Raw genomic sequence first — 14,334 nt, 5'->3', positions numbered from 1 at the left:
TTATGTTGCTACTTGGATATATCAATGACCACTGGCACTTTTCCAGCTTCAGCTCTGCATAATCTGTAAAACAATCTCTTTTGGATCCCTGTCAATCCTGTATTTTCGCTTGAAATGTTTCAGGACATTGGCTACGTCCCTTTCGAGAAGTTCTTCAGCATGCGGGTGACTTATTTCTACGTACTGTGGCCAGTCAATGAACTGAACCCCGTTCTCGTTGACAAAAATATTGTATTCACTCAGATCAGAATGAATGTAACCTTTTTCATAAACAAGGGAAACCTGCCTGAGTATTTCATTTAAGAACCACTCCGGGTCTTCAAGTTTTGTTTTGAAAAGGAGTGTTCCCTTTGCCACATCCATGACAAGTGCATGACGATTGTTGTCCAGCAGTTTTGGAACGGAAACTTCCGGATAAAGCTTTTTTATAATTGCAGCTTCCCTTTTTGCTGCAAGCCTGGCTGCATAAATCCATGAAAAGTGTTCCTTCCCTTCAAGGTGTGATCGTGTCCTTTTGACACTCTTGAAACTGGTTCTGCCTTCCCGATGGAATTTAAGAATAACACCCTGAGCTTCACCAAATGCAAGTTCCGGTTCCTTTACAGCTTCATGAACAACGGATTCTTTCCCGACACCAATCTCATCACCAATGGCGCTGATAGTCCCTCTTTTAACAAGTGTGTTAAGAGCCAATGTATCATAACCGTCAAAGTATATCTGGTACCCCTCATATGGCTGATAGGTGGCGATTACCATGTTGTTTTTGATGAGTGTTTTAAGTTTGAACTCAAGTGCTGAGTGTGAAAGGCGAGTGTATTTCATTATATCTTCAGCAGGCACCCATTCAAAGTGCTTCATGCCTATTTCAATACCTGCAAGTATACGCAGGTCTTTGCTGTCCATTTCCTTGAATAACTTCACAACGTCGTCTATCATCTGAATTCCTAATTGCCGGGATGGTTTAGATTGTTTGTGGTTAGATTGGAACTGCTTGGTTTTGCTTGTTTTAATATAGTTAACTATGTTACTACTAAAATACTAGTTTCTGGTTAGAATACATATAGATAGAACATTATACCTTTGTAGTTAAAAAGTATAAATAAAACCTAATACATTTTTAAAAATTATGAATTAGAAATCGTAAACAAGCCTTTCAAGATATACAATAAATGAGACCTTTTATTATGTTAAACACACAAAACAAGGAGGAATGCAAACAATGAAAAACACTGGTAATGGAGTAAAAATGAAATTGAAAACTCTCGAACTGAAAGGCTACAAATCTATAGATGGTGAAGGCATAAATATGGATTTTGGAGATATTACGGTCCTTCTTGGTGCTAATGGTGCAGGAAAAAGTAATCTGATCTCATTTTTCAAGCTCCTTAATTATATGACAACTGGTAGTCTGCAACAGTTTATTGGGGAACATGGCTATGCAGATTCTCTTTTGTATTATGGTTCAGAAACAACTCCACGTTTACAAGCTTCAATTTCATTTGAAAAAAAAGAAAGTGATAAAGACACATATGATTTTGTATTATCACAAGCAAGTGGTGGAACTCTTATTTTTACTGAAGAATCACTTACTTGGCAAAATAAAGGTAAAAAATTCCCTGCTAAAATTGATTTGGGCGCAGGACACAATGAGAGTAAACTAGCAGATTATACGAAAAAGAAGGAAAAGAACTGGAAAACCAGTAAATTTATACATAGTTTACTTTATTCTTGCCAGGTATATCAATTCCATGATACCTCCAGCACAGCCAAAATACGTAATCCTGGATATGTAGGAGATGAACAATTTCTTCGTAGCGATGCGGGAAATCTAGCAGCATTTCTTTACGCCATGAAAAACAATGAAATGACAGAAAAATACTATCAACGTATAGTTAGGCATATTCAAAAAATACTACCACAATTCGGTGATTTTTTATTAAATCCATCGCAAATGAATGCAAACTATATAAGGCTTGATTGGAAAGAAAGGACAAAAAACTATCGTTTTGGACCACATCAACTTTCAGATGGTTCTTTGCGCTTTATGGCTTTAACAGCATTATTGCTACAACCTGAAAAAACATTACCCAATGTTATTATTCTTGATGAACCAGAATTAGGTCTTCATCCATATGCCATTTCTTCTCTCGCAGGAATGATAAGGATTGCATCAAAAAACTGTCAGATTATTCTTGCTACTCAGTCTCCAAAACTTGTGGATGAATTCAATTCCAGTGAAATTGTTATCATTGAAAGAGATGATAAAAAACAAAGAAGTACTTTTAAAAGACTGAATGAAGATTCTTTGCAAGAATGGATAGAAAGGTATAGTCTTTCTGAACTGTGGGAGAAAAACGTACTTGGTGGTCGTCCATGAATTTTGTGCGGCTTAATATCACTGTAGAAGGGCAAACTGAAGAGAATTTTGTTAAACATGTACTCAGTAATCATTTGTCTGAATTTAATATTTCAGCTGCTCCTCGGGCAGTTATGACAAGCAGAGATAAAAGAACAAATTATACCAATCGTGGTGGCCTATCAAAATATGATAAAGTCAAAAAAGATATTAAATCATGGATAAGGGAAGATAACAATCCAGAATGCAGATTTACAACCATGTTTGATCTATATGCCTTGCCAAAAGATTTTCCTGGATATGACAGTGCAATAAAAGAAAGAGATCCGTATGATAAAGTTAGAATTCTAGAAGATAAATTCAAAGAAGACATTGCTGATGAAAGATTTATACCATATATTCAACTTCACGAATTTGAAACTTTGATTTTTGCATGCCCTAAAATGCTTGATATTGAATATTTTGATCATGAAAGTCAAATTGAGAACTTAGAGAAGATGTTGGCTGAAAATAATGGAAACCCTGAATTAATTAACGATAATGCAACAACGGCTCCTTCAAAAAGAATACTAAAAGAAATACCAGAATATGATAAAGCAACAATTGGTCCGATTGTTGTGGAAAACATAGGATTGCCAACTCTTCAAAATAAATGTAGACACTTTAATGAATGGATTATTGCTTTAGAAAAACTTAGTGAATAATATGTCTGCGCAAAATATCGTTTTGAAGAAAGGGTGAAGTTATAATCCAAACTTTCCCCAAGCCTCTTCTTCAACCCTGCGAATAACTTCTTTCAGCGGCAGTCCTACCTTATCAGCAATCTCCCGACAGTCCTCATACTCCGCAGAAATATGCAGGACTTCTCCGGTTTTATCCTGTGCGATTTTTACCGCACTGGTAAATACCTCACCTTTGAGATGGATGTTTACTTCGTCCATCCTGCGGTCAGCTACAAAACGATGTACTGTTGGGATTACACGAATTCCAAGTGTGCCGGTCTCTTTCATGATTTCCCTGGCGACACGTTCGCTGTTCTGGGATTTTGTGATAACTTTTATAATATGGCCTGATCTGCCTTTCTTCATGATGGTTGGTGTGATTGCAACGTCTCTTGCACCTGCTGCGAGAAGTTTGTCGAACAGGTTTCCAAGAACTTCTCCGGTAACATCGTCAACATTAGTTTCCAGAACTTCAATCTGGTCTTTGGTGAGAATGTCATCCATTTCAACAAGCATACTTCTAAGGACGTTCGGGTCTTCAGTATCAGCATCACCTGCACCGTAACCAATTGAAAGAACCTTTCCTTTTGGTAAGTTCTCAATGGGTTTTGCAAAATAAGATAGTAAAGCGGCACCGGTTGGTGTGAGAAGTTCTCTTTTACCGGAACCATAAGATAAGAGATTTCCTGAACACAGGATTTCAAGTGTTGCAGGTGCAGGAACAGCCATAAGTCCGTGTGCAGCCTTTACCTTTCCGCCGCCAACGTTGACAGGTGTGCAGAATATCGCTTCAGCGCCAATCTCATGGATTGCTGCACAGGAGCCGATAACATCTGCCAGGGCATCATTCTGCCCGACTTCATGGAAATGAATTGTTTCAAGTGGTTCACCATGTACCTTTGATTCGGCTTCAGCCATAATAGTAAACACATCAAGTGCACTTTTTTCAACCTGAGGATGAAGTCCTGCTGACTTGATTATATCCACAAGTTCATGATAGTGTCTGGAATGTTCCTCATGGGGTACATGGATCTTAACGTCGGTGGCAGATATACCTTGCTTATTAGCCCTGTTAACAGATACGGTTACATCAACTGCTGATTCAATTATCTCGCATATCTTTGCAGCATCTGCTCCAAGATCAATGAGACTTCCAAGTATCATGTCACCGGCTGCACCTGAGAACGGATCAAATATAAGGGACTTCATATTATCTTTCCCGGATTATATGTTTGAAGTTGTATGTTTTAAATTATAAACGTTAAACAGGAATGTCACTTTTTATCGTTACTTTGTCTTGCTTCAGCAACCCTGTTGGCGATTCTTGCTGCAAAGGAACCTGCCACAAATCCTGCATCTATGTTAACAACTGAAAGTACGGAACATGACTGCAACATGGAAAGCAGTGCAGCCTCTCCCTTTGCACCGGCTCCGTAACCTGTGGATACCGGAAGACCTATAACCGGCACATCCATAAGACCTGAAACTACAGTTGGCAGAGTACCTTCCCTTCCTGCTGCAACTACTATGGAATCCGGTTTTTTCTCCTTGAGAATCTGCATTTCAGATACTAACCTGTGAAATCCTGCAACTCCTACGTCATAGATTGCTACTGTCTCACAGCCCATCTCATGAGCTACCATTCTTGCCTCTTCAGCTGCATCAATATCAGCAGTTCCTGCTGTTATTATTGCAACAACTCCTCCTGTTCTAGGTGCAGGTGTGCCATTGTGGACCACTACACCTTTTGAATGGAGATCCCATTCAAGGTTTTCGGAATCAAACGTTGCCTCAATCATTTCCCTGTGGCTTCCACTGAGTCTTGTAATGAGAACTCTTCCACTTGCATCCACCTGTGCTTTTGCAATTTGCACAACATCTGCAGGGTCTTTGCCTTCTGCAAGGATTGCTTCCATTATGCCTGTGCGATGCTTGCGGAAAATATCTATTTTGGCAATGTCTGTGACCGGGACATAGCCCATGGAGCGGATATCGGATTCTGCAGTTTCGAGATCCATCTCGTTATTTTTCAGCTTGTTCAATATGCTTTTGAGATCCATTTATATTCACTCCTATTTTGGATTATTAATATATAACTGAATTTGAGAATCAGCAAAGAAAATAGAGATATTGTCCTATCAGCTTATTAAAGTAGGTTTGAACAATATCTCATTTTGGTTTTTGATATTTCGAACTATCTCCGCTTTCATACCTGCTTGAACATCTCCTTTGCCATTGAAACTCTCTGCTCAAGGTCGTTTCCTTCAAGTTCGTTTACCACAGAATCAAGAACATCTGGTATGTCAATGTGCTGTGGACATTTCTCAAGACACTGTCCGCACTGGATACATAGAGATGCAAACTCGCCTCCACCTGTACCAACAGCACCGCCTGTACGTGCAGCATACATGAATTTTACTGTGTCAGTATCCTCCTCCAGGTAAAGATTGTTATACATCTCAAAACAAAGTGGAATATTCACACCTGCCGGACAGGGCATGCAGTACTGGCAACCGGTACACTCTACCTTCATCAGCTCACGGTATTTGTTTTCCACTTTCTTCACAAGTTGCATTTCTTCTTCTGTAAGTGAGTTTGCATGTGCTTCCCCTGCAACCCTGAGATTCTCTTCAACATGAGCTTCCTCGCTCATACCTGAAAGAACCACTGTAACTTCAGGATGGTTCCATACCCAGCGCAGAGCCCATTCTGCAGGTGTCCTCTTTATTGATGCCTCGTTCCATATCTCATCCACAGCCTGCGGTACAGTTTTTGTAAGGCTTCCTCCACGAAGAGGCTCCATTATGACAACTCCAAGGTCTTTAGAAGCTGCGTATTCCAATCCGGCTTTACCTGCCTGGTTCTTTTCATCCAGATAATTGTACTGGATCTGGCAGAAGTCCCAATCATAAGCATCAACTATGCGGTTGAAATCCTCTGATGCTCCGTGGAACGAAAAACCTGCATTAATGATACGACCATCAGCTTTGGCCTTGTCAAGAAAATCAACGATACCTAATTTTTCAATATCGTCCCACAGGTCACCAACAAGGGCGTGTATGAGGTAATAGTCTATATGGTCGGTGTTTAACTTCTCAAGCTGGGCGTTCAGATAGTAATCCATATCCTCACGTTTCTCTATAAGCCATGATGGAAGTTTTGTTGCGATCTTCACTTTTTCACGGTATCCATCAGCAAGAGCACGACCCAGGAAAGGTTCGCTTGCTCCCATGTGATATGGCCAGGCTGTATCAACATAGTTCACTCCCTGGTCGATTGCATCGCGTACCTGTTTGGTGGCTCTGTCTTCATCTATACTGCCATCTTCTTTTGAAGCAAGACGCATGCATCCGAATCCCAGTATCGAAAGCTCATCTCCGTTCTTTGGCATTTTCCTGTATAACATCTTTAGTTCTCCCGAATCTTTGACTTTCAGTTATATTTTGCGACATGAATGTCTGTTGACTGAATAGTCAGTCATGTTTGGCTTTATTAGTATATATTTGCTTTGATTGTTCAATCACTCATTTTATTGTGAAAAATAAATTTTATTCAGATTTCCTGAACACCTTTTCATTGATCAGACTTGCAATCTTACGTATATCGCTTGAATGCGAAAAAGTACCTATGCGAATTTTCTTTGTGTTTTTATCAAAACATGTACACTCTTTTGTAGTCACTAAAATTGTCCTCTCTATTTACTGTATTATTTTAAGAAATCCTTTATTCGTTTACGCTTTCTCTATGACAATCGTTCCTGACATATTCTTGATATGTTCGCCACCTGATACGGCTTTGCCTAACTCGTACAAACCACCAGCAGAGCCGAATTTCTCATAGAACATTACAACATTTCCCCATGGAGCATAATATGCAAGAGTTCCTGCTTTTGCATTTGCCATGGGTGTGTCAGTTGTTTCGAGTTTTTTGGGTGGATAGAATATCTTTTCATTATTGCTGAAATCTTCAACATCGATGGTTAAGGGTAATTGTTCATAGAGATCTTTTGCAGCTTTTCCATCATTAAGCTCAAAGATCGTTGTTTCTCCATTTGCCTGGACACTTATCTGCATTTTTGTTTCCTCCTCTTCATGGATAATTTCATCCTGCTCCTCTTCTGATTGATTATCAATGGTGCTTTGATCCATGTTATTTTGTTCAACACATCCAATTGCTAAAATCATCAGCAAAAATACTCCTGAATAAATCAAGATCTTTTTTTTTCTTTCATTTTGTTCCGGAGTAATTTTCATAGATAAATCCTCAATTTGTTACATTTCCTGAACAGGCGCATTTGCATTGTTTAATATATATTTCATCACAGTTATCTGAATTTTGAGTTTCTTCATTATTCAGTTTTTCCCGGACCTCGATAGCACATGAATCGTCTGTCAGTTGATTATCATCCAGTATCACTTTGCCAATAGAATTTGCAATGATATGCCCGCTATGTGGATTTTTTACACTTGTAATCGAACCTGTGATTGTAGCATGAACATCGCTGTATTCAAACGAAAGATCACAATCTATCATCTCGCAATCTTCAAGAACCAAACCTTTTGCATAACAAAGAGGTTGGGTTCCGATAATTTTGCATCGGACAAGTTTGAGATTTTCAGAGTACCAGCCAAGATATTCTCCTTTTACAATACTGTCTGAAACAGTGACATTTTTGCTATGCCAGAAAGCATCTTTTGTATCCAGACGGGAATTTCTGATTTCAACATTTTCCACATACTGAAATGAGTATTTACCACTTAATGCAAAGTTATCAAGAAGGATATCTGTGCTGTAGAAGAATGGATATTCAGACTCAAGCTCTGAATCCTTTATTACGAGTCCGTGTGATAACCATCCAAACTCCGGTGAAACAATAGTTGAGTTTTCAATAGTTATATCCTTACATTCCCGTACAGCTTTGATGCCTCCCATATGACTATCTTTTATTGTCACCTGTTCGCTGTACCATAGTGCAGCACGGCATGTATCTGTCATCCGTATATTTTCTACCTGAGCATTTTTCACATGCCAGAATGGATAACGGAGTCTGAAGTCACAATCCGAAACGCATATGTTTGCGCTTTCCTTCAAAGCAGACTCGCCATCTGCAGGACCATCAAAGGTACAGTGAGAGATCGTAGCGTTCTGTATGGCATACAGAGCACGCTCTTCATCCAGTATCAAGTCCTTAAATTCACTAGTTTTTTGACTCATGTTTTTACCTTTTTTCCCTGCTATTGATTAGAGTTATTTTGAAAATCACAGTCCATGACTGACTGAACAGTCAGTCTTACATTGGGACTTTGCATATATATAGGTTATGATTGACTGCTCACTCATGTCCGCAATATTTATATTCTATATTGTACAGTTGGATATCATATGACGATATATCGTGTACCGATATAGCGGCAGACGACTACTATAGACTATATGGATGATAATATGGATAACGACATCAGAAGGGCATTTCTGAAATACATTGTCTTGACTGTGATAAGTAAGGAAAGCACCCATGGTTATGAGATAATCAAAACCATAGAAACTTGTTCTAAAGGAAGATGGAAGCCAAGCACGGGCTCGATCTATCCGATATTGGATTATCTGGTATCAGAAGGATTTGTCATGAGTGAGGAAATTGATCGTAAGAAAGTCTATACGATCACACCTGAAGGGTCAGTGGCATTGGAAGAAATGGCCCGGAAAAAAGCTGATCTTCTCAATGAAATATCCATGCTTATCGATAACATCACAGAAGGAGACTGCGAATAATCCGGATAGTGGTATGTTCTTAAAAAAGCAACTACAGTTATAGATGATTCGATAACGATTTTCTGAATAATATTTTGATTTACAGAAGGTAATAGTTTGGAAAACAAAAACAATGCAAAAACAGAGACTATCTTTCATAAAAAGGGACATGGTATCTCATACAAGTGGACGGCATTACTTACCGTGTTACTTGCATCATTTATGGCTACTATCAACAGTAGTATTATACTCATCTCGCTTCCTGCGATATTTAATGGAATCCATCTCGATCCTATGCAACCGGATGCATTCCAATACTTGTTATGGATACTGATGGGATATGGACTTGTAACGGCTACGATCCTTCTCAGTATCGGAAGACTAGCTGATATTTATGGGAGAGTAAGACTCTTCAGACTTGGATTTTTCATATTCATGATCGGTTCGGTTATGCTCTATCTAACACCCGGAACCGGTAGTACCGGAGCGATAGAACTTATACTCTTCAGGTTTGTGCAGGCGGTAGGAGGCGCACTGACCATGGCTAACGGTCCTGCCATAATCACCGATGTATTTCCCAGCAGTGAAAGGGGAAAAGCACTTGGTATCAATACAGTAGCTCTCATGTCAGGCCAGTTTATCGGACTCCTGCTTGGAGGCATACTTGTAACCTATAACTGGCGCTATGTTTTCCTTGTGAATATCCCATTTGCCCTGATCGGAACTATTTGGGCATACTGGAAAATGGAAGAGCTTTCCTTCAAGGCAAAGAAGACCAGCGTAGACATACTTGGAAACGTATTCTTCATCGGTGGGTTGACATCACTTCTTGTGGGTATCACCTATGGTCTGATGCCTTACGAACATGATGGAATTATGGATGCAATGGGATGGAACAGTCCGCTTGTGCACATTACTTCTGCAATAGGAATTATATTGCTTCTTGCGTTCCCATTCGTAGAGCGCAGAGCAGAGAACCCAATGTTCCGCTTCGAATTCTTCAAGATAAGGGCTTTTGCTTTTTCAAACCTTGCAAATTTCATGGCTGCCATTGCACGAGGTGGCATAATGTTCATGCTGATACTGTTGCTTCAGGGAATATGGCTGCCACTTCAGGGTTATAGTTTTGAGGACACTCCTCTCTGGGCTGGCATCTACATGCTTCCGCTGACCATCGGTTTTATCATAATGGGTCCGATATCAGGAATGCTTTCGGACAAATACGGACCCCGATGGATAGCTACTGGCGGAATGGCACTTGTTGCAGTTGTATTTCTGGGTCTTGCAATGCTGCCTTACAATTTCGACTACTGGGAGCTTGGAATCCTCATTTTCCTTATGGGAATAGGTAACGGCATGTTCAGTTCACCAAACAGTTCATCCATTATGAACTCGGTACCCGCCGAGGACAGGGGAGTTGCTTCAGGTATGATGTCGACCCTGATGAACTCAGCTATGGTACTGAGCATGGGACTCTTCTTCACTATCGTAATTGTAGGTCTCCAGGGAACGTTCCCTAATGCAATACATGAGTCATTCACAAGTTTTGCATCAACACAGACTGCACCGGTTATGCAGAATCTTGCAGAGCAGATATCAGAGATATCCCCAACCAATGCATTATTCTCAGCTTTCCTTGGATACAATCCAATGGGTACCATTCTGAACGTAATGGACAGCAGTGTAGTAGCATCCATACCACAATCAGTGGTCGATACATTGACCAGCAACTACTGGTTCCCGGAGACTCTGCAACAGGCTTTCATGCCAGCACTCAGAGTATCCTTCATCATAGGTGCATTCCTTTCAGCAATAGCAGCTCTGTTGTCTGCAATGAGAGGCCAGCACTACGTGCATGAGCTCCAGAGTGAAATAGAATCTGCAATGAAAGGCCAGCCTTTTGTGCATGCTGTCCCTGATGATATAGATAAGTAATGTGTTAGTGTTTAGTGACATGTCTGCAAAGGCATGTCCCTTTTTTACATTTTAGGTGTTGTAGAAAACAAAACAATACAACCACCCACCGCAGGCGGAACTTTTCGACTCCACATTTCTAAAGATAACTAAAATAATACAGTTATTGAAAATTAGTGAAAACGAGCTATGTTGGGATACTACTTTGAACTTCTATGCCAAATTGTCGGTATGCAGAAAAAGAGGTGAAGTGAATACATTTTTTATGCATCTATTCATAGCATTTTTTTGGAAGTGCCGGCTTCGCCGTACTCCCCGGGCTGGTTAAAGTATTCACGACTTCCACTATATTCTAAAGACTACTGAAAGGATGAGATAATAAAGAGTACTATAGTTTACTAAACTCTTCATCACTAACAGTCTCTAACCATTCGTTCCGGGTGTTTTCTCCCGGTAGTTCAAAAGCAATATGGGAGAACCAACTGTCGGCCTTTGCACCATGCCAATGCTTCACTCCTGCCGGAATATAAACTACAGAACCTTCATGCAGACTAACTGCTTCTTTTCCTTCTTCCTGGTACCAGCCTTCTCCGGCAGTGCAAATAAGCATCTGTCCACCACCACTTTCAGCATGGTGTATGTGCCAGTTATTGCGACATCCAGGTTCAAAGGTTACATTTGCTAAAAACACTGGAGTTTCTCCGGGTTTTGTCAACGGATTCAGGAAGGAATCTCCTATAAAATATTGTGCAAACATCTCATTAGGCACGCCTGTTCCAAACATATTTGCCTTTTCAAATTCTTCTTTATTCATGTATTTCATTGTTTATTCCTCACTAGTTCTAATTGTAGCTATTATGTCTAAGTAATTTATCAGGCCAGTTCTATTAAAATATCAAAGCTGCCATTTAATGAATCCATGGTAGAAGGTTCACAGTCAATAACACCAAGATTTACAAATTCACCATAGCAATTTTCTTCATTATCAAACAAAATTGTAAAATAATCTCCCTGGGTAGTAAAGTCAATATCACCATTTTTCCATCCGGGGATCAGGTCTTCATCATTGAATGACAATGGTTCATCCATTACACCACAAACATCAAATTCATATCTGCTGGCATGGATTGTATATGGTAGTCTGCTGATGAGTTCCCTGGAAGGTTCACTATCATTTAGTATTCCAGGAATGATTGTGCTACCAAAATGCATGTTGATTTTAGTTCCGTTTTTTATTTCGCGATTTGTCATATCCAGATCCTCACTTGTTAGTATAATAGAAAAATAAAATTTGGAAAAATAGGAAAATGATTTTCTATTTTTCCATATGCTTTTAGTTCAGGTTTTCTTTGAAGAATGATTCCAGCTTGTCAAATGGAATATAGTCATTGTCTCCGCCATCGTACAGATCGATGTGTCTTGCACCTGGTACGATTACAAGCTCTTTTGGTTCGGCTGCTTTTTCATATGCTTCTTCAGTATAGTATCTGGAATGAGCATTCTCTCCCATGATGAAAAGAATTGGTCTTGGGGAAATTGTCTCAATGTAGTTCATCAGAGGGAAGTTCATGAAGGACATACCGCTTGTTGCAGTAAATGATGCTCCTGCATTTGGATGGAATCCTCTTTCCATAGCATAGTATTCAAAGAATTCACTTGTAACAGGATCCATTCCTTCTGGGATTTCTGTTGCTGGTTCACGAGGGAATCCAACAGGAACCAATGGGCTTCCGTTCTCAAAGTCTACCCATCTCTGCTCAGCCATCTGGGCTAAAGATGCAGCACGCTGATCATCGGTCAATGAATATGCAAATCCATCTCTGAACATGCTGCTAATATCGTACATGCTTGCAGTAGCAACTGCTTTTATACGTGGGTCAACCTGAGCTGCAGTAAGTGCAAATCCTCCACTGCCACAAATTCCAATAACTCCGATCTTTTCTCTGTCTACAAAGTCTCTTGTACCGATGAAGTCAACCGCTGCACTGAAATCCTCAACAAATAGGTCCGGGGATGAGATATGTCTTGGTTCTCCACCACTGTCACCATTATAGGATTCATCGAAGGCCATGGCAACAAAGCCTCTCTGTGCCAGTTCCTGGGCATAGAGTCCTGCTCCCTGTTCCTTTACTCCACCGTAAGGTGTTCCGACAATAATTGCAGGATATTTTTCTGACCTGTTTATGTCTACCGGCACGTATAAGTGTCCCGAAACCTCAGCTCCAAATTTGTTTTTGAATCTGACTTCTTCTAAAATTACGTTTTCACTTAGTTCGAATGTAAGATCTCCAGGATCATATCTTCCCTGTTCGTTATTTTCTACCATGTTATCTTCCTCTGAATTTTGTTCTGTAGTAATTACTAAATTATTGTATTGTTCATCTGTAACGTCTCCAAACCATTCTGCAGCACCTGCACCTGGATTGGTGGTTACTCCGACATGTTCAAATGTACTATCTGCTGTTGCACCGTGCCAGTGTACGATATCTGGTGGAATTTCCACAACATCACCAGATTTCAGTAATCTTGCCGGTTCACCTTCTTCCTGGTAATAACCTTCTCCGCTGGTAACAAACAGAAGCTGTCCTCCTGGATGGGAATGCCAGTCGGTCCTTGCCCCTTTTGAAAATATCACGTTATATGAAGGAGAGTTGTAAGTATCGTCAGTCACAAGCATTTCCACCCATACGTCTCCTGTAAAACTGTCTTCAAGTGGACTTCCGGCAACATTATTTCCTCTTGGGAATATTGTGTCATCTTCAAGTTCACTATCAGAATCACTTATGCATCCTGTAGCAAAAATGAACATCAAAGAAAAACTCAGCATAAGTAATCTGGTTTTTGTATTTTTTGTCATTTTGTTATCTCTCTATTTTTGTGTGTGATTGAGTAATCAGTCATCGTTTTTAGTATAAGATAAACTAATATGTATATCGTGGAGTGACTAATCAGTCAAAATCATATATTCAATACTAGTATATAATACTAAGCATTACAATGTTCTGATTACTTTTGCCGGTACACCAGCTACAACAGTGTTAGGAGGCACATCCTGTGTAACTACAGCTGCAGCGGCTACTACGGAGTTCTCTCCGATTGTCACACCTGGTAAGATAGTTGCAGCAGCACCGATCCATACATTCTTTTTGATCCATATGGGAGTGGATACCAATTCTTTTCTATGTGCCGGATCCAATGGATGATTGGATGTAAGAAGATTGGCTTTTGGTCCTATTTTGGTGTCGTCCTCGATAGTTATCCCTCCCCTATCCATAAAGGTACATGCATGGTTGACAAACACATTTTTACCGAGCTTGATATTCCGTCCGAAATCGGTATAGAATGGAGGAGTTACTCTGGTTGATTCGTCAACCTTTGAACCTATTATTTCACTTATCAGACTTCTAGCTCCATCCTCATCATGATATGAAGTGTTAAGTCTGGTCGTTAGTTCTGCAGTTCGAAGCATAACTTCCTTTAACTTTGGAAATTCAGGGTCATCTATAGAAACTGTTTCTCCTGACCTGTCACGTTCAAAAATGTCTTTATTCAACTTTTTTTCATCCATTAAACTTTCTCCATAATTTGTCA

The 14,334-nt window shown here is 39.9% G+C and carries 14 protein-coding genes; 4 read left to right on the top strand and 10 right to left on the bottom strand.

Annotation, left to right across the window (positions count from 1 at the left end; all coding sequences use genetic code 11):
* Positions 1–48 precede the first annotated feature (48 nt).
* Positions 49–936, bottom strand: a complete 888-nt coding sequence (locus V7O61_RS10835; RefSeq protein ID WP_407281805.1) for a serine/threonine-protein kinase RIO2 — start codon at positions 934–936, stop codon at positions 49–51.
* A gap of 274 nt (positions 937–1,210) precedes the next feature.
* Between V7O61_RS10835 and V7O61_RS10830 the strand changes: the two genes are divergently transcribed.
* Both V7O61_RS10830 and V7O61_RS10825 read left to right on the top strand, forming a co-directional pair.
* Positions 1,211–2,377, top strand: coding sequence for an AAA family ATPase (locus tag V7O61_RS10830; protein WP_407347388.1), 1,167 nt, complete (start codon positions 1,211–1,213; stop codon positions 2,375–2,377).
* Positions 2,374–3,060, top strand: a complete 687-nt coding sequence (locus V7O61_RS10825; RefSeq protein ID WP_288067844.1) for a DUF4276 family protein — start codon at positions 2,374–2,376, stop codon at positions 3,058–3,060. The genes V7O61_RS10830 and V7O61_RS10825 overlap by 4 nt, the downstream gene beginning before the upstream one ends.
* 39 nt (positions 3,061–3,099) lie before the next feature.
* Here the strand turns inward: V7O61_RS10825 and larC are convergent, their stop codons facing one another.
* The 5 genes from larC to V7O61_RS10800 form a co-directional block, all read right to left on the bottom strand.
* The gene (gene larC / locus V7O61_RS10820) at positions 3,100–4,287 is read right to left on the bottom strand and encodes a nickel pincer cofactor biosynthesis protein LarC (RefSeq protein WP_407281807.1); all 1,188 of its coding nucleotides are present in this window, start codon (positions 4,285–4,287) and stop codon (positions 3,100–3,102) included.
* Positions 4,288–4,352: 65 nt separating this feature from the next.
* On the bottom strand, positions 4,353–5,138 hold the full coding sequence (gene larB, locus V7O61_RS10815) for a nickel pincer cofactor biosynthesis protein LarB (RefSeq protein ID WP_407281809.1): 786 nt from the start codon (positions 5,136–5,138) through the stop codon (positions 4,353–4,355).
* A gap of 146 nt (positions 5,139–5,284) precedes the next feature.
* Positions 5,285–6,484 carry an aldo/keto reductase gene (locus V7O61_RS10810; RefSeq protein WP_407281811.1) on the bottom strand — a complete coding sequence of 400 codons (1,200 nt, stop codon included), beginning with the start codon at positions 6,482–6,484 and terminating at the stop codon, positions 5,285–5,287.
* Between the two features lie 325 nt (positions 6,485–6,809).
* Entirely contained in the window at positions 6,810–7,262 is a 453-nt protein-coding gene (locus V7O61_RS10805; RefSeq protein ID WP_407283402.1) for a cyclophilin-like fold protein, read from the bottom strand.
* A 79-nt stretch (positions 7,263–7,341) separates the two neighbouring features.
* Positions 7,342–8,292 (bottom strand): DUF3737 family protein, encoded by a 951-nt coding sequence (locus V7O61_RS10800; RefSeq protein WP_407281813.1) that lies wholly within the window; start codon positions 8,290–8,292, stop codon positions 7,342–7,344.
* A 219-nt stretch (positions 8,293–8,511) separates the two neighbouring features.
* On the opposite strand from V7O61_RS10800, the gene V7O61_RS10795 reads away from it, so the two are divergent.
* Both V7O61_RS10795 and V7O61_RS10790 read left to right on the top strand, forming a co-directional pair.
* Positions 8,512–8,850, top strand: a complete 339-nt coding sequence (locus tag V7O61_RS10795) for a PadR family transcriptional regulator (protein ID WP_048135412.1) — start codon at positions 8,512–8,514, stop codon at positions 8,848–8,850.
* 96 nt (positions 8,851–8,946) lie between these two features.
* On the top strand, positions 8,947–10,764 hold the full coding sequence (locus V7O61_RS10790) for an MFS transporter (protein WP_023845963.1): 1,818 nt from the start codon (positions 8,947–8,949) through the stop codon (positions 10,762–10,764).
* A gap of 367 nt (positions 10,765–11,131) precedes the next feature.
* Here V7O61_RS10790 and V7O61_RS10785 read toward each other — a convergent pair whose 3' ends face one another.
* The 4 genes from V7O61_RS10785 to V7O61_RS10770 form a co-directional block, all read right to left on the bottom strand.
* Positions 11,132–11,566, bottom strand: coding sequence for a cupin domain-containing protein (locus tag V7O61_RS10785; protein WP_407281815.1), 435 nt, complete (start codon positions 11,564–11,566; stop codon positions 11,132–11,134).
* Between the two features lie 50 nt (positions 11,567–11,616).
* Positions 11,617–11,994, bottom strand: coding sequence for a cyclophilin-like fold protein (locus V7O61_RS10780; RefSeq protein WP_407281817.1), 378 nt, complete (start codon positions 11,992–11,994; stop codon positions 11,617–11,619).
* An 82-nt stretch (positions 11,995–12,076) separates the two neighbouring features.
* A complete protein-coding gene (locus V7O61_RS10775) occupies positions 12,077–13,600 on the bottom strand; it encodes a cupin domain-containing protein (RefSeq protein ID WP_407281819.1) in 1,524 nt (507 codons plus the stop codon).
* Between the two features lie 135 nt (positions 13,601–13,735).
* Positions 13,736–14,311, bottom strand: a complete 576-nt coding sequence (locus V7O61_RS10770) for a sugar O-acetyltransferase (protein WP_023845967.1) — start codon at positions 14,309–14,311, stop codon at positions 13,736–13,738.
* Positions 14,312–14,334 lie beyond the last annotated feature (23 nt).

The organism is Methanolobus sp. WCC1, assembly GCF_045690315.1.
Taxonomy (GTDB): domain Archaea; phylum Halobacteriota; class Methanosarcinia; order Methanosarcinales; family Methanosarcinaceae; genus Methanolobus; species Methanolobus tindarius.
Note: the sequence above shows the minus strand (reverse complement) of the source record. Positions and strands in the feature narration are given on the sequence as shown.